The organism is Azotobacter salinestris, assembly GCF_009363155.1.
Classification (GTDB): domain Bacteria; phylum Pseudomonadota; class Gammaproteobacteria; order Pseudomonadales; family Pseudomonadaceae; genus Azotobacter; species Azotobacter salinestris.
Genome location: NZ_CP045302.1, coordinates 1,250,387 through 1,264,642, shown reverse-complemented (window position 1 = coordinate 1,264,642; position 14,256 = coordinate 1,250,387). Strand labels below are relative to the sequence as shown.

Below are 14,256 nucleotides of genomic sequence, written 5' to 3'. Positions count from 1 at the left end.
ACCAGTTCATCAGGTTTTCGCCATGCATCCCGCCGCCGAACATTCCCCGCTGGGCAAGTCCAGCGAATACCTCGATACCTATACGCCGTCTCTGCTGTTTCCCATTCCGCGCGCGCCGAAGTGGGCCGAGCTGGGGCTGACGGGGGCAAATCTGCCGTACCGCGGGGTGGATGTGTGGAACTGCTACGAGCTGTCCTGGCTGCTGCCCTCCGGCAAGCCGGTGGTGGCCGTCGGCGAGTTCGCGATCCCTGCCGATTCGCCGAGTATCATCGAGTCGAAGTCTTTCAAACTCTATCTCAACTCGCTCAACCAGACCGTCTTCGCCGATCGGGAGGTGTTGCGCCAGACTCTGGCCGAGGATCTTTCCGACGCAGCCGGAGCGCCGGTGGCGGTGCGCCTGCGTACTCTGGCCGAGGTGCAGAAGGAGGGCATCGTGGCACTGCCCGGGCAGTGCATCGACGAACTGGACGTGGCCATCAGCCGCTATGGAGAGCCGTCGGCCGAGCTGCTGCGCTGCGACCCGGAGCGCCGGGTGGAGGAAGTGCTGCACAGCCATCTGCTCAAGTCCAACTGCCCGGTGACCGGCCAGCCGGACTGGGGGAGCGTGGTGGTGAACTACCAGGGCCCTGCGCTGGACCCTGCCAGCCTGCTGGCCTATGTAGTGAGCTTCCGCCAGCATGCGGACTTCCACGAGCAGTGCGTCGAGCGCATCTTCCTCGACCTGCTGCATCGGCTCGAACCGGCGCGGCTGACCGTCTACGCACGCTACGTGCGCCGTGGCGGGCTGGACATCAATCCCTGGCGCAGCACCGGGGCAGAGCTGCCGGACAACCGGCGGCTGGCAAGGCAATGACCGGGGGCGAGCGGGCGTCGTGTCCGCTCAGTGCTTCCAGAAGGTCGGGGTCAGCAGCACCAGTACGGTGATGATCTCCAGGCGGCCGAGCAGCATGCCGATCGACAGCAGCCACTTGGCGGCGTCCGGCAGGCTGGCGAAGTTGCCGGCCGGGCCGATGATGGTGCCGAGGCCGGGGCCCACGTTGCACACCGCGGTGGCGGCGCCGGTCAGGGCGGTGATCAGGTCGAGTCCGATGAAGCTGAGGCCCAGGGCGACGGCGCCGATGGTAATGGTGAAGAAGAACGAGAAGGTGAGGATCGAGCGGACGATCTCTTCGTCCAGGTTATGGCCGTTGTACTGCTGCTTGATCACTGCCCGGGGGTGGATCAGCTGGCGTATGCTGGCCTTGAGCAGCACATAGGCGACCTGGAAGCGGAAGATCTTCAGCCCGCCGCTGGTCGAGCCCGAGCAGCCGCCGACGAAGGTCAGGTAGAAGAACAGCATCACCGCGATACCGCCCCACTGGGTGTAGTCGCCGAGGGCGTAGCCGGTGGTACTGACCACCGACACCACGTTCAGGGTGACGATGCGCAGGGCATCGAGGAAGCGGTGGTCGGAGTGCAGCCAGAGCCAGAGGCCGAACAGCAGGCAGGTGAGGCTTAGCATCAGCAGGAAGCCGCGCACCTGGTGGTCCCGCAGCAAGGCCTGGTGGTTGCCGCGCAGGGTGGACACGTAGAGGGTGAAGGGAAGGCTGCCGAGCACCATCAGGACGATGCAGACCCAGTGCGCGGCCGGGCCGAACTTGCCCATCGAGGCATCCGAGGTGGAGTAGCCGCCGGTGGAGATGGAGGTCATCGAGTGGTTGATGGCGTCGAACCAGCTCATGCCGCTCATCCGGTACGCCAGGATGCCCAGCAGGGTGAAGCCGACGTAGATGGTGACGATGTACTTGGCCACCATGTGCGAGCGCGGCATCACCTTTTCCGACCAGTCCGAGGATTCGGTCTGGAACAGCCGCATGCCGCCGACGCGCAGCAGAGGCAGGATCGCCACCGCCATGCCGATGAAGCCGATGCCGCCCAGCCATTGCTGCATCGAGCGCCACATCAAGAGGCCCGGCGAGGCGCTGTCCAGTCCGGACAGTACGGTCGAGCCGGTGGTGGTGATGCCGGACATGGTTTCGAAGAAGGCATCGGTGTAGCTGATGTTCTGCAGCAGGTTCAGCGGCAGGGCGGCGAAGACGCAGACAATCACCCAGCTGGCGGTGGTCAGCAGGTACATGTCGCGCGGGCGCAGCTGCACCTGTTCCGGGCGGCCGGGGAGAATCAGGGCGATGCCGGCGCTGAGGGTGATCATGCTCGCCCAGACGAAGGATTCGATCTCGTGGGAATGCTCGTAGATCACCAGGGTCAGCATCGGCAGAACCATGCCGATGGCGAGAGTGATCAGGAAGATGCCGAGAATGAAGCCGATAATGCGCAGAGTCGGCAGAGCCATGGAAAGATGCCCGGGCTGAGGGTTCGAGGCGGGCCATTCTACCTGCGCAGGTCGCACTGTAAACCGCTCGGCTGGCTGGCTGCCATGCAGACCCCTTCACAAGCGCATGGCGGCGAATAGAATAGCGACGTTTGTCAGGGGCAGGCCGGGCGAAGGGCCTCCTTGCGGCTTTCTTGCCGCTCCTTCGCGCAGCCTGGGCGCCGGCCCATGCCGGTTTCTTGTCATTTTCCAATCATGTCCGATCACAATCCTTGTTTGACGTGCGGCGCATGCTGCGCGCATTTTCGTGTGTCTTTCTATTGGGGCGAATGCCGTTCCGCCGGCGGGCTCGTTCCGGATGACCTGGCGGTGCCGGTGGGCCCGCACCGGGTGGCGATGCGCGGTACCGAGGGCAGGCCGGTGCGCTGCACCGGACTGCTCGGCGAAGTCGGCGATGCGGTGCGCTGCACCCTCTACGAGCAGCGCTCCAGTACCTGCCGGGAGTTCGAGGCCGCCTGGAGCAACGGCCAGGCCAATCCCCACTGCGACAAGGCCCGTGCCGCCTACGGACTGCCGCCGCTGACGCCACCGCTGCAGCCGGACATGGCCCCCGAGCGGGTGGCCTGAGCGCGGCGGCCCGGCGTAGACTTTTCCCACCACTCCCAAGGAGGTGCCCATGGAGGCTCTCGATGCTCTGCTCAACCGTGTTTCCGTCGCTCGCCTGCGTGATCCGGCGCCGAGTGCCGAGCAGCGCGAGCACCTGTTCGCCGCCGCCCTGCGCGCGCCGGACCATGCCCAGCTGCGTCCGTGGCGCTTTCTGACCGTGGAGGGCGAGGCCCGGGCGCATCTCGGCGAGCTGTTCGCCAGCGCCATTGCCGCCAGCCAGCCGGAGGCCCGCGAGGAGGTACTGCAGAAGGCGCGCAGCGCACCGCTGCGGGCGCCCCTGCTGGTGGTGGTGATCGCCAGCCTGAAGGAGCATCCCCGGGTGCCGGATGTCGAGCAAATATTGAGTGCCGGCTGCGCCGCCCATGCCCTGTTGGTGGCGGCCCATGCCCAGGGACTCGGCGCGATGTGGCGCACCGGGGATGCCGCCTACGATCCGCGGGTGGCGGCCGGCCTGGGCCTGACCGGCAACGAGCGGATCATCGGCTTCCTCTACCTGGGGACGCCGGAAGGCGAGCCGCGGCTGCCACACCGCCTGAATGTGGCCGATTTCGTCAGCGCCTGGCCGGGCTGAGCCGGCGGCTCAGCGGGGCGTTGCCAGCGGCAGGTCGAGGGTGGCGACGAAACCGTCGTCCGGATGATTGCCGAGGATCAGCCGGCCGTTGTGACGCTCCGCGGCGCGCCGGGCGATGGCCAGCCCCAGTCCGTGACCGGCCGCGCTCTGCCCGGGTGCGCGGTAGAAGGGCTCGCCCAGACGCTCCAGGTGTTCCTCCGCCACGCCCGGGCCGTGGTCGCGCACGCTGAGCAGCAGGTGTTCGCCCTGGCGTTCGGCATGGATTTCCACCGGTTGGCCGGCCGGGCTGAAGCGCAGGGCGTTGCGCAGCAAGTTGTCCAGTGCCCGCTCGAGCATGTCCGGCCAGCCTGACAGCTCGAGTCCGGGCTCCAGTTCACTGCGGATCTCGCGGTCCGGGGCACTGAGGGCATAGTCGTTGCGCAGGCGTGCGACCAGTTCGGCCAGGTCGATCGGACGGGCCGCGCCGGGGTCGGCATCGAGGCGCGCTAGGGTGAGGATCTCGCCGATCAGCGCCTCCAGGCGGTCGCACTCCTGAGTCAGGCGTGGCCACAGGCGGGCACGCTCTTCCGTGCTGGCGCGTTCGGCCAGGGCCAGGGCGATGCGCAGCCGCGCCAGCGGCGAGCGCAGTTCGTGGGAAACGTCGCGCAGCAGTTGACGCTGGCTGCCGATCAGGCTCTGCAGACGCGCACCCATGCGGTTGAAGTCGCGCGCCAGCACGCCCAGTTCGTCGCGTCGGTTGGCCAGGCGCGCCAGGCTGTTCTGCTGGTAGCTGGTCTGTCCGAGGTCGTGCACGGCGCGGCGCAGGCGGTTCAGGGGGCGGGTGATCGAAACGGTCAGCAGCAGGCTGAACAGGGTCAGCACCACCAGGGCGATGAGCAGGGCGCTGAGCGGCCAGAGCAGGCTGTCATGGCGCCAGGCCTGTAGCTCCTCATGGGGTGTCCGGTAGATGAAGAGATAAGTCTGCCCGGTCTTCGGACTGGTGTATTCCTGGCTCAGCTGGCGCCAGGGAAAGCGCGGCAGGTGCGGGCGATTGCCGGGCTCGGGAGGGGGCGGCGGTCGATGTTGCCGGGACAGGTCGCGGCTGGAGAGATGACGACCGGTTTCGTCGAGCACCTGGACGACGACGCGGTACTGGTTGCGGTTCTCGTCCAGCAGGGGCTGCGCGGCCAGGGCGCCCTGGGACTCATAGCGCTCGGTCCAGCGGGTGGCGAGATCCTGCATGCCGGGGTGGCGGGCGATGATCCAGGCATCGTTGTTCAGCGCCCGGCCGAGCAGCATGGACAGGCCGGCGACCAGCACCAAAGCCAGCCAGAATGCCGCGAGGATTCGCCAGAAGAGTGAATGCATAAGGGGCTCGGTGCTGGTGGCCTGTCCGCACGGCTCGCTCGGTCAATTCCGGTGCCCGGTCATCCGAACTTGAGTCAACCAACTGCACAGGCCACTGGACGGGAGCGCCGGACCGCCCGGAGGCGGTCCGGCGGGACGGACTTACTGCTGCCGGCCTTCCTTCTCGGCCTTCCACTTGCGGAACTCTTCCCACTCGGCGCGGCGCTTCTCCTGCTCGGCCTTGCGCTCGTCGAAGGCCTTCTGCTGCTCCGGCGTCAGCTGGTCGCGGAAGGTCTTCTCGGCCTTTTCACGGCTGGCCCGCAGTTCGTTCCTCATCGCTTCCTTGTCGGCCTCGGACAGCTTGTCGAGGTAGCGCTGGTTGATCTCGCGCTTCTCCTTGGCAGCTTCCTGGTAGACCTGGCGCATTGTCTTGCGCTGTTCGTCGGTCAGTTGGAGCCCGTGTGCCGGGCCCATCATCATCCCTGCCATGCCGTTGCGTTCCTTGTGATGATAGCCGTGACTCATGTCGCCGGGATGGCCCATGTCTCCGGCAATCGCGGCGACAGGCAGGGCAGCGGCGAGCAGCAGCATGGAAAGGGTCTTGCGCATGATGTGTCTCCTCGGTACGGAATCGGCTGTGTGCCGGACGAGTTCAGTCTAGGGAATGAACGGTCAGATGAGGTCAGGCGAGGGTAAAGGCTGGGTAAAGGTGCCTTCAGGCGCTGTAGTAGTAGCCCCTGCTGCGCAGGGCGAGGATGCGCGGGCTGCCGTCGGGATGCGGGCCGAGCTTCTTGCGCAGGTTGCTGACATGCATGTCCAGGCTGCGGTCGTAGAGAGTCAATTTGCGGCCGAGCGCCAGTTGCGCCAGGGTCTGCTTGTCCAGCGGTTCGCCGGGTTGGCGCAGCAGGGCTTCGAGCAGGCGGCTCTCGGAAGCGGTGAGGGCGATCTCGTGCCCGCCGATGCCGACCACGCCGCGTGCCGTGCTGAAGCACAGATCGCCCAGCTCCAGCTGGCTGGAGGAGGCCGGCGGCTGGCTGCGGCGCAGCACGGCACGCAGACGGGCAGTCAGCTCGCGTGGATCGCAGGGCTTGGCCAGGTAGTCGTCCGCGCCGAGTTCCAGGCCGAGGATGCGGTCCAGCGGCTCGCCACGGGCGGAGAGCATCAGCACCGGCAGATCCGGGTAGTCGCCGCGCAGCTGCTTGAGCAGCTCGAGACCGGAGCCGTCGGGCAGCATCACGTCCAGCACCACGGCATCCGGGGTCTTCTCGACGAGGGCGGTGCGGGCGGCATGGCCATCATGGCAGGCACGCACCTGGAAGCCTTCCTGGGCCAGCCAACTGGCCAGCAGCTCGCACAGCTCACAGTCGTCGTCGATCAGCAGCAGTTCGCTCATGATGGCGCCGGATCAGGGCAGGACCTTGTTGAAGGGTTTGACCTTGACGTCGGCATACACGCCGGCGGCGCAGTAGGGATCGGCCTCGGCCCAGCTGCGGGCGGCCTCCAGGGAATCGAATTCGGCGACCACCAGGCTGCCGCTGAAGCCGGCCGGGCCGGGGTCGGGACTGTCCACGGCCGGGTGCGGTCCGGCCAGTACCAGGCGGCCTTCCTGCTTCAGTTGCTGCAGGCGGGCAAGGTGCGCAGGACGGGTGGCCAGGCGCTTGTCCAGGGAGTTTTCCGCGTCGGTGGCGATGATGGCGTAGAGCATGTCAGTCCTTGGGTTTGGCGGCGGGGTCGGTGCCGTGTTCGTGCATGTGACGGGCGAGGAAGACTCCCTGGCCGACCAGGAACAGGACGGTCATGCCCAGGCTGCCGAACACTTTGAAGTCGACCCAGAATTCGTGGAAGGTGAAGGCGACGAACAGGTTGGCGCAGCCGCTGAACACGAAGAACGCCACCCAGGCGAGGTTCAGGCGCGTCCACAGCGGCGCCGGCAGACTGACCGCGTGGCCCAGGATGCGCTGGATCAACGGGCGGTCGCCGATGAATTGGCTGGCGGCGAAGCCCAGGGCGAACAGCCAGTTGACCACCGGCGCCTTCCACTTGAGAAAGGTTTCGCTGTGGAAGGTCAGGGTCATGCCACCGAACACCAGGCAGGCGAGCAGGGTGATCCACTGGCCCTTTTCCAGCCGGCGCTGGATCAGGAACAGCGCGCCGTAGACCAGCAGCGAGGCGAGGATCAGGACCGCAGTGGCGCTGAAGATGCCGCCGAAGGTGAAGCTCTGGCCGGCCAGTTCGACGATGCGGGGTTCCAGCTTGTAGACGATGAAAAAGAGAATCAGCGGAATGAAATCGATGAATTGTTTCACTGTGGCAGCCAGACGCGGGATGTGACGGCATAATAACAAACCTCGACAGCCGCGAAAGCCAGCGCCATGAAGGTCGATCTGCACTGCCACAGTACCGCTTCCGACGGAGCCCTGAGCCCCGCCGAGGTGGTCCGTCGCGCCCATGGGCGCGGCGTCCGGCTGCTGGCGCTGACCGACCACGATACCCTGGCCGGGCTTCCCGAGGCGCAGGCCGCCAGCGCGGAGCTTGGCATCGAGCTGATCAACGGCATCGAGCTGTCCGCGCTGTGGAGCGGGGCCACCGTGCACGTGCTCGGCTACGCCTTTGCCTGCGATGCGCCGGCGCTGTGCCAGGCCCTTGCCGCACTGCACGAGGGGCGCTGGCAGCGGGCCGGGGAGATCGCCCGGCGCCTGGCCGGCAAGGGCATGGACGGGGCCCTGGAGGGCGCCAGGGCGGTGCAGCGCGAGCTGGGCGACAGCGACAATGCGCCGGCGCGTCCGCACTTCGCCGAGTTTCTGGTGCGTGCCGGGCATGCCCGGGACCGTGCGGAAGCCTTCCAGAAGTGGCTGGGCGCGGGCAAGCTGGGCGACGTCAAGCAGTATTGGCCGAGCCTCGACCAGGCGGTTGCCACCCTGCGCGCGGCCGGCGCCTGGATCAGCCTGGCGCATCCCTGGCACTACGATTTCACCCGCAGCAAGCGACGCCGCCTGGTCGGCGATTTCATCCACGCCGGCGGTCACGCCCTGGAAGTCAGCAATGGTCTGCAGCCGGCCGAGCAGGTCGGCAGCCTGGCCATCCTGGTTCGCGAATTCGGTCTGCTGGCCAGCGCCGGCAGCGATTTCCACGCCCCCGATACCTGGTCCGAACTCGGGCTGTACCGCCCGTTGCCGGACGACCTGCCGCCTCTCTGGATGCGTTTCGCCCATGTCCGCCACTGCGCCGTCCTCTGAACAGGGAATTCATGTGAGTCAGTACTTCCAGATCCATCCGGAAAACCCCCAGCTGCGCCTGATTCGTCAGGCCGTGGAAATCGTCCGCGGCGGCGGGGTGATCGTCTACCCCACCGATGCCTCCTACGCGCTTGGCTGCCAGCTCGGCAACAAGGCAGGTCTGGAGCGCATCCGCCGCCTGCGCCAGCTGGACGAGCGACACAACTTCACCCTGGTGTGCAGCGACCTCTCGCAGCTGAGCCTGTTCGCCCGGGTCGACACCGGTGCCTTCCGCCTGCTCAAGACCTGGACCCCCGGCCCCTATACCTTCATCCTCCACGCCAGCCGCGAAGTGCCGCGGATCATGCTGCATCCCAAGCGGCGCACCGTCGGTCTGCGCATCCCGGCCAACCCCATCGCCCAGGCCCTGCTGGCGGAGCTCGGCGAGCCCCTGATGAGCGCCAGCCTGATCCTGCCCGGCGAGATGCTGCCGATGAGCGATCCGGGGGAGATGCGTCGGCGCCTCGAGCACCAGGTCGATCTGATCATCGACGGCGGTGCCGGCACCCTGGAGGCCTCCACCGTGGTCAGCCTGCTCGAGGATGAGCCCGAGGTGGTGCGCGTCGGCTGCGGCGACCCGACCCCCTTCGCCGGCGAAGCCTGAGCCTTGCCCCGCCCTGTACCGGCCAGCGCCGCGCCGGCCGCCGAGCCCATGCCGGACGACGCCGTAGCCGCCGCCGGCGCCCCCTTCGCGCTGGTCTACGGGCAGGCGCTGACCGAGCTGCCGCAGGACCTGTACATTCCGCCGGATGCCCTGGAGGTGTTCCTCGAGGCCTTCGAGGGGCCGCTCGACCTGCTGCTCTACCTGATCCGCAGGCAGAACATCGACATTCTCGATATCCCGGTGGCCGAGATCACCCGTCAGTACATGGGCTACGTCGAGCTGATGAAGACCGCGCGCCTGGAGCTGGCTGCCGAATACCTGGTGATGGCCGCCATGCTCGCCGAGATCAAGTCGCGCATGCTGCTGCCGCGCTCGGCGGAGGTCGAGGAAGAAGAGGAGGACCCGCGCGCCGAGCTGATCCGCCGGCTGCAGGAGTACGAGCGCTACAAGAAGGCCGCCGAGGAACTCGACGGCCTGCCGCGGGTCGGTCGTGAACTGCACCCAGCGCAGCTGGAGGCGCCGCAGGCGCGGGTGCGCCGCCTGTTGCCGACGGTCGGCCTGGACGAGCTGCTGCTGGCCATGGCCGAGGTGCTGCGCCGCGCCGACCTGTTCGAGAGTCACCAGGTCACCCGCGAGGCGCTGTCCACCCGCGAGCGCATGAGCGAGGTACTGGAGCGCCTGCGGGACGGAAGCTTCGTGCCCTTCGTGGCGCTGTTCCAGGCCGGGGAGGGGCGTCTGGGGGTGGTGGTGACCTTCATGGCGGTGCTCGAGCTGATCAAGGAGTCCCTGGTCGAGTTGGTGCAGACCGAGCCCTTCGCGCCCATCCATGTGCGCCTGCGTGGCGACGAGCCTGCGGAAGATACGCAATGAACCTGAACGATCCGGCCGAACTGGCCGTGCTGCTCGAGGCCTGGCTGCTCGCCGCCGGCCGGCCGCTGTCGCTGGAGCGTCTCGGCGAGCTGTTCGAGGAGGGTGAGCGGCCCGACCCCGCCCGTCTGCGCGATGCCCTGGCGATCCTCGCCCGTTCCTGCCAGGGGCGCGCCTTCGAGCTGGAGGAAGTGGCCTCCGGCTATCGCCTGCAGGTGCGCGAACGCTTCGCACCCTGGGTCGGGCGCCTCTGGGAGGAGCGGCCGCAGCGCTACTCGCGGGCCCTGCTGGAAACCCTGGCGCTAATCGCCTACCGCCAGCCGATCAGCCGCGGCGAGATCGAGGAGGTGCGTGGCGTGGCGGTGAGCAGCAACATCATCAAGACCCTCCAGGAGCGCGAGTGGATACGGGTGGTCGGCTACCGCGAGGTGCCCGGTCGGCCGGCGCTGTTCGCTACCACGCGTGCCTTTCTCGACCACTTCAACCTGAAGAGCCTCGACGAGCTGCCGCCCCTGGCGGTCCTGCGCAGTCTGGAGCCCGGACCGGAGGGAGCGGCCGACGGGGAGCTGCCGCCGGTCGGTTTGCCGGTACGTGCCGAACTCGGCGAGCCGGCCGAGCAGACCAGCTTCCGCACCCTGCTGGCCGAGCTGGACTCCATGGAGCAGGGCCTCAAGACCGACTTCGACGACCTGCCGGAGGACGGCGCTGAGGGTGTCGAGCGGGCTGCGGACGACTCCTGAGCGCAGCGGCGGCGGCGCCGCCTGCTCCTTGTCCATTCCCCTGCCCTGGGCCTAAATGAATACTGACCAGCCAGTGAGAGTCCGCGATGCATTCCCGAGTTCTCGAAGTCACCCGGCGGCTGACCGAGCGCAGCCGCGCCACCCGCGAGCGCTACCTCGATCTCATGGGCCGTGCCGCCGCCGACGGGCCGTCGCGTACCCGGCTGCCCTGCGCCAACTTCGCCCACGGCGTGGCCGGCTGCGGCGAGAGCGACAAGCAGCGCCTGCGCCTGCCCGGCGAAGTCAACGTGGCCATCGTCTCGGCCTACAACGACATGCTCTCGGCGCATCAGCCCTATCAGCATTTTCCGCCGCTCATCAAGGCCGCCCTGAATGAGATCGGCGCAGTCGGCCAGTTCGCCGGCGGGGTACCGGCGATGTGCGACGGCGTCACCCAGGGCGAGGCGGGCATGGAGCTGAGCCTGGCCAGCCGCGACGTGATCGCCATGGCCACCGCGGTGGCGCTCTCCCACAACATGTTCGACGCGGCGCTGTGCCTGGGGATCTGCGACAAGATCGTCCCCGGCCTGGTGATCGGTGCGCTTCGCTTCGGCCATCTGCCGTTCGTCTTCGTCCCCGGCGGACCGATGCCCTCGGGCATCCCCAACAAGGAAAAGGCCGAGACCCGCCAGCGCTACGCCGAAGGCAAGGCCAGTCGCGAGGAACTGCTCGAGTCGGAAATGAAGTCCTACCACAGCCCCGGCACCTGCACCTTCTACGGCACCGCCAACACCAACCAGATGCTGATGGAGGTGATCGGCCTGCACCTGCCGGGCGCCGCCTTCGTCAACCCTTACACGCCGCTGCGCGACGCGCTGACCCGCGAGGCGGCCCGGCAGGTGACGCGCCTGACCCGGCAGGCCGGCGACTACCTGCCGCTGTGCCAGGTCTTCGACGAGAAGGCTGCGATCAATGCGGTGGTGGCGCTGCTGGCCACCGGCGGCTCGACCAACCACACCCTGCACCTGCCGGCCATGGCCCAGGCCGCCGGCATCCAGCTGACCTGGCAGGACATGTCGGACCTGTCCGAGGTGGTGCCGCTGATCGCCAAGGTCTACCCCAACGGCCAGGACGACGTGAACCACTTCCACGCTGCCGGCGGTACGCCCTTGCTGATCCGCGAGCTGCTCGGCGCCGGGTTGCTGCACGAGGACGTCAACACCGTGCTGGGGCGCGGGCTGAGCCGCTACACCCAGGAGCCGTTTCTGGACGGGGGGCGGCTGGTCTGGCGCGAAGGCCCGTCGCAGAGTCTCGACGAAAGCATTCTGCGGCCGGTGGCCCGACCGTTCTCCGCCGAGGGCGGTCTGCGTGTGCTGGAGGGCAACCTCGGACGCGGGGTGATCAAGGTTTCCGCGGTGGCGCCGGAGCACCGGGTGGTCGAGGCCCCGGCGCGGGTCTTCGTCAGCCAGGCCGAGCTGGCCGCGGCCTTCCAGGCCGGCGAGCTGGAGCGCGACTTCGTGGCGGTGGTGCGCTTCCAGGGCCCGAAGGCCAATGGCATGCCCGAGCTGCACAAGCTCACGCCCTACCTGGGGCTGCTGCAGGACCGCGGCTATCGCGTCGCGCTGGTCACCGACGGGCGCATGTCCGGGGCCTCCGGCAAGATCCCAGCGGCCATCCATGTCTGTCCCGAAGCGCAGGAGGGCGGGCCGTTGGCGCGGGTGCGCGACGGCGACCCGATCCGCGTGGACGGCGAGAGCGGCGAGCTGAAGGTGATGTTGCCGGGGGCGGAATGGACGGCGCGTGAGACGGTCCCGCCGCCGGACGACGCCGGCGTCGGCTGTGGCCGCGAGCTGTTCGCCTTCATGCGCACGGCCTTCAGTTCGGCCGAGGAAGGGGCCTGCGTGTTCACCGAGCGGCTCGGAGCGCTCAAATGAGGCTGGCCCTGATCGCCGATATCGGTGGAACGCACGTGCGCTTCGCCCTCTGGCAGGATGGCCGGGCGCAAGCACTGCGGGTGCTGGCCACGGGCGATTATCCCGGTCCGGAGGAGGCGATCCGCGCCTATCTCGCCGAGCTGGACCTGCCGCTGGCGGCGCTGGAGACGGCCTGTCTGGCCTGCGCCGGACCGGTGCAGGGCGACCTGTTGCATCTGACCAATAACCACTGGCAGTTCGGCCGCCAGGCACTGGCCCGGGCACTGGGGCTGCGCCAGCTGCTGGTGATCAACGACTTCGCCGCCATGGCCCTCGGCATGACCCGCCTGGACGATCATGAGCGGCTGACCGTCCGCCCCGGCCATGCCGTCGCCGACAGCCCCCGGCTGGTGCTGGGGCCGGGCACCGGGCTCGGCGTCAGCGCCTTGCTGCCGAACGGCGCGGGAGGCTGGCAGGTCCTGGCCGGCGAGGGCGGGCATGTCGATCTGCCGCTCGGCAACCAGCGCGAGGTGGCCCTGTGGCAGCTGATGCAGCGCGAGCTCGGTCACGTTTCCGCGGAGAGCGTGCTCAGCGGCAGCGGCCTGCTGCGCCTGTATCGCGCCAGCTGTGTCCTCGACGGCCGGACGCCGCAGCTCGCCTCGGCCGCCGCGGTCAGCGCCGCGGCGCTGGCCGGCGATTCCGGCGCGGCGGCGGTGCTGGAGCAGTTCTGCTGCTGGCTGGGGCGGGTCGCCGGCAACCATGCGCTGACCCTGGGGGCACGCGGCGGAGTCTATCTGGCTGGTGGCATCCTGCCGCATTTCGCCGACTTCCTGCGCACCAGCGGCTTCGCCCGCTGCTTCGTCGACAAGGGGGTGATGAGCGGCTATCTGCAGGACGTTCCGGTCTGGCTGGCGATCGCCGAGCAGCCCGGCCTGCTGGGCGCAGGGCTGGCGCTGGATGCCTGGGCGGAACGCCCGAGCGCCGGCTGAGGCGGTGCGCTGTCCGTCACTCCTCGGTCACTTCGTCGTCGGTCGGGTAGCGGGTCTGCGCCAGGCTTTCCTTGATTCTGCGCAGATGCGGCTGGAAGTCGGTGCCGCGGCGCAGGGTCACGCCGGCGGCCAGCACATCGAGCACGGTGAGCTGGATGAGCCGCGAGGTCATCGGCATGTAGATGTCGGTGTTTTCCTGCAGCGGAACGTCGAGGCTGTGACTGCAGGCTCTGGCCAGCGGCGAGCTGGCGGCGGTCAGGCCGAGCACCGAGGCGCCGTTGCTGCGGGCCAGATGCGCCACCTCGACCAGTTCGCGGGTGCGCCCGGTGTAGGAAATGATCACGAAGAGATCGCCGGTGTGGGCCACCGAGGCGAGCATGCGCTGCATCAGCACGTCGCTCTGCGCCGTTACGGCAAGATTGAAGCGGAAGAACTTGTATTGCGCATCCAGGGCCACCGAGGCGGAGGCGCCGAGGCCGAAGAAGTGGGTCTGTCGGGCCTGAATCAGCAGGTCGACGGCCTTGTCGACGCTCTGCGGATCGAGCCTCTGGCACGCATTGTCGAGGGCGGCGATGGTGCTGCCGAAGATCTTGCGCGTGTAGGTGGCGGGACCGTCGTCCGCCGCCACTGCCTGGCTGACGTAGGCGACGCCGCTGGCCAGGCTCTGCGCCAGCTGGATCTTCAGGGCCGGGTAGCCATTGGTATCAAGAGAGCGGCAGAAGCGGTTGACGGTCGGCTCGCTGACGCCGGCCGCCTGGGCCAGGGCGGCGATGCTCAGGCCCATTACCTGTTGCGGGTCCTGCAGAATGACCTCGGCGACCTTACGTTCGGCCCTGTTCAGCTCGTCGAGGCGCCCCTGGATCCGTTCGAGGAAATTTCTCATGCCGTTTCCCTGTCCTGTGTGGAGGGCTTTTCGTGTTTTACAAGACTTCGTAGTTTTATTACAACAGAATCTAGGGGCTTTACCGTGAAGTCAGGGGTTTTATTTCCTAAACTGGTAAAAAACATATGTCGT

Annotated in this window: 16 protein-coding genes; 9 read left to right on the top strand and 7 right to left on the bottom strand. The window is 68.0% G+C overall.

Annotation, left to right across the window (positions count from 1 at the left end):
• Positions 1-22: 22 nt before the first annotated feature.
• Positions 23-853, top strand: a complete 831-nt coding sequence (queF, locus tag GCU53_RS05890) for an NADPH-dependent 7-cyano-7-deazaguanine reductase QueF (RefSeq protein WP_152386784.1) — start codon at positions 23-25, stop codon at positions 851-853.
• A gap of 27 nt (positions 854-880) precedes the next feature.
• On the opposite strand, the gene GCU53_RS05885 is transcribed toward queF, so the two are convergent.
• Positions 881-2,332 (bottom strand): TrkH family potassium uptake protein, encoded by a 1,452-nt coding sequence (locus tag GCU53_RS05885; protein ID WP_152386783.1) that lies wholly within the window; start codon positions 2,330-2,332, stop codon positions 881-883.
• Positions 2,333-2,566: 234 nt separating this feature from the next.
• On the opposite strand from GCU53_RS05885, the gene GCU53_RS05880 reads away from it, so the two are divergent.
• Together GCU53_RS05880 and GCU53_RS05875 are read left to right on the top strand one after the other, a co-directional pair.
• The gene (locus GCU53_RS05880) at positions 2,567-2,938 is read left to right on the top strand and encodes a YkgJ family cysteine cluster protein (protein WP_152386782.1); all 372 of its coding nucleotides are present in this window, start codon (positions 2,567-2,569) and stop codon (positions 2,936-2,938) included.
• Positions 2,939-2,987: 49 nt separating this feature from the next.
• Complete coding sequence (locus GCU53_RS05875) at positions 2,988-3,548, top strand: nitroreductase family protein (RefSeq protein WP_152386781.1); 561 nt, start codon at positions 2,988-2,990, stop codon at positions 3,546-3,548.
• A 9-nt stretch (positions 3,549-3,557) separates the two neighbouring features.
• On the opposite strand, the gene GCU53_RS05870 is transcribed toward GCU53_RS05875, so the two are convergent.
• The 5 genes from GCU53_RS05870 to GCU53_RS05850 form a co-directional block, all read right to left on the bottom strand.
• Positions 3,558-4,895 (bottom strand): sensor histidine kinase, encoded by a 1,338-nt coding sequence (locus GCU53_RS05870; protein WP_152386780.1) that lies wholly within the window; start codon positions 4,893-4,895, stop codon positions 3,558-3,560.
• A 141-nt stretch (positions 4,896-5,036) separates the two neighbouring features.
• Positions 5,037-5,483, bottom strand: coding sequence for a Spy/CpxP family protein refolding chaperone (locus tag GCU53_RS05865; RefSeq protein WP_152386779.1), 447 nt, complete (start codon positions 5,481-5,483; stop codon positions 5,037-5,039).
• 106 nt (positions 5,484-5,589) lie between these two features.
• Positions 5,590-6,267, bottom strand: coding sequence for a response regulator transcription factor (locus tag GCU53_RS05860; RefSeq protein ID WP_152386778.1), 678 nt, complete (start codon positions 6,265-6,267; stop codon positions 5,590-5,592).
• A gap of 12 nt (positions 6,268-6,279) precedes the next feature.
• Positions 6,280-6,579 carry a YciI family protein gene (locus GCU53_RS05855; protein ID WP_152386777.1) on the bottom strand — a complete coding sequence of 100 codons (300 nt, stop codon included), beginning with the start codon at positions 6,577-6,579 and terminating at the stop codon, positions 6,280-6,282.
• Position 6,580: 1 nt separating this feature from the next.
• Positions 6,581-7,180 (bottom strand): septation protein A, encoded by a 600-nt coding sequence (locus tag GCU53_RS05850; RefSeq protein WP_152386776.1) that lies wholly within the window; start codon positions 7,178-7,180, stop codon positions 6,581-6,583.
• 66 nt (positions 7,181-7,246) lie between these two features.
• Here GCU53_RS05850 and GCU53_RS05845 point away from each other — a divergent pair, with 66 nt between their 5' ends.
• From GCU53_RS05845 to GCU53_RS05820, 6 genes are all read left to right on the top strand, one after another.
• Positions 7,247-8,110: a PHP domain-containing protein gene (locus tag GCU53_RS05845; RefSeq protein ID WP_152386775.1), complete on the top strand. Its 864-nt coding sequence runs from the start codon at positions 7,247-7,249 to the stop codon at positions 8,108-8,110.
• Between the two features lie 13 nt (positions 8,111-8,123).
• Positions 8,124-8,753 (top strand): L-threonylcarbamoyladenylate synthase, encoded by a 630-nt coding sequence (locus tag GCU53_RS05840; RefSeq protein ID WP_152386774.1) that lies wholly within the window; start codon positions 8,124-8,126, stop codon positions 8,751-8,753.
• 48 nt (positions 8,754-8,801) lie between these two features.
• Positions 8,802-9,623 carry a segregation and condensation protein A gene (locus GCU53_RS05835; RefSeq protein ID WP_152389803.1) on the top strand — a complete coding sequence of 274 codons (822 nt, stop codon included), beginning with the start codon at positions 8,802-8,804 and terminating at the stop codon, positions 9,621-9,623.
• Positions 9,620-10,360 carry an SMC-Scp complex subunit ScpB gene (gene scpB, locus GCU53_RS05830; protein WP_152386773.1) on the top strand — a complete coding sequence of 247 codons (741 nt, stop codon included), beginning with the start codon at positions 9,620-9,622 and terminating at the stop codon, positions 10,358-10,360. Before GCU53_RS05835 ends, scpB begins: the two co-directional genes overlap by 4 nt.
• A gap of 86 nt (positions 10,361-10,446) precedes the next feature.
• Positions 10,447-12,273 (top strand): phosphogluconate dehydratase, encoded by a 1,827-nt coding sequence (gene edd / locus GCU53_RS05825; protein WP_152386772.1) that lies wholly within the window; start codon positions 10,447-10,449, stop codon positions 12,271-12,273.
• Positions 12,270-13,241 carry a glucokinase gene (locus GCU53_RS05820; protein ID WP_152386771.1) on the top strand — a complete coding sequence of 324 codons (972 nt, stop codon included), beginning with the start codon at positions 12,270-12,272 and terminating at the stop codon, positions 13,239-13,241. The genes edd and GCU53_RS05820 overlap by 4 nt, the downstream gene beginning before the upstream one ends.
• A gap of 16 nt (positions 13,242-13,257) precedes the next feature.
• On the opposite strand, the gene GCU53_RS05815 is transcribed toward GCU53_RS05820, so the two are convergent.
• Positions 13,258-14,124: a MurR/RpiR family transcriptional regulator gene (locus tag GCU53_RS05815; RefSeq protein ID WP_152386770.1), complete on the bottom strand. Its 867-nt coding sequence runs from the start codon at positions 14,122-14,124 to the stop codon at positions 13,258-13,260.
• Positions 14,125-14,256 lie beyond the last annotated feature (132 nt).

Bases quoted from the DNA above. Each gene is read 5' to 3' on its own strand.
- queF (WP_152386784.1), top strand. From the start codon at position 23: ATGCATCCCGCCGCCGAACATTCCCCGCTGGGCAAGTCCAGCGAATAC.
- GCU53_RS05885 (WP_152386783.1), bottom strand. From the start codon at position 2,332: ATGGCTCTGCCGACTCTGCGCATTATCGGCTTCATTCTCGGCATCTTC.
- GCU53_RS05880 (WP_152386782.1), top strand. From the start codon at position 2,567: ATGTCCGATCACAATCCTTGTTTGACGTGCGGCGCATGCTGCGCGCAT.
- GCU53_RS05875 (WP_152386781.1), top strand. From the start codon at position 2,988: ATGGAGGCTCTCGATGCTCTGCTCAACCGTGTTTCCGTCGCTCGCCTG.
- GCU53_RS05870 (WP_152386780.1), bottom strand. From the start codon at position 4,895: ATGCATTCACTCTTCTGGCGAATCCTCGCGGCATTCTGGCTGGCTTTG.
- GCU53_RS05865 (WP_152386779.1), bottom strand. From the start codon at position 5,483: ATGCGCAAGACCCTTTCCATGCTGCTGCTCGCCGCTGCCCTGCCTGTC.
- GCU53_RS05860 (WP_152386778.1), bottom strand. From the start codon at position 6,267: ATGAGCGAACTGCTGCTGATCGACGACGACTGTGAGCTGTGCGAGCTG.
- GCU53_RS05855 (WP_152386777.1), bottom strand. From the start codon at position 6,579: ATGCTCTACGCCATCATCGCCACCGACGCGGAAAACTCCCTGGACAAG.
- GCU53_RS05845 (WP_152386775.1), top strand. From the start codon at position 7,247: ATGAAGGTCGATCTGCACTGCCACAGTACCGCTTCCGACGGAGCCCTG.
- GCU53_RS05835 (WP_152389803.1), top strand. From the start codon at position 8,802: ATGCCGGACGACGCCGTAGCCGCCGCCGGCGCCCCCTTCGCGCTGGTC.
- scpB (WP_152386773.1), top strand. From the start codon at position 9,620: ATGAACCTGAACGATCCGGCCGAACTGGCCGTGCTGCTCGAGGCCTGG.
- edd (WP_152386772.1), top strand. From the start codon at position 10,447: ATGCATTCCCGAGTTCTCGAAGTCACCCGGCGGCTGACCGAGCGCAGC.
- GCU53_RS05820 (WP_152386771.1), top strand. From the start codon at position 12,270: ATGAGGCTGGCCCTGATCGCCGATATCGGTGGAACGCACGTGCGCTTC.
- GCU53_RS05815 (WP_152386770.1), bottom strand. From the start codon at position 14,124: ATGAGAAATTTCCTCGAACGGATCCAGGGGCGCCTCGACGAGCTGAAC.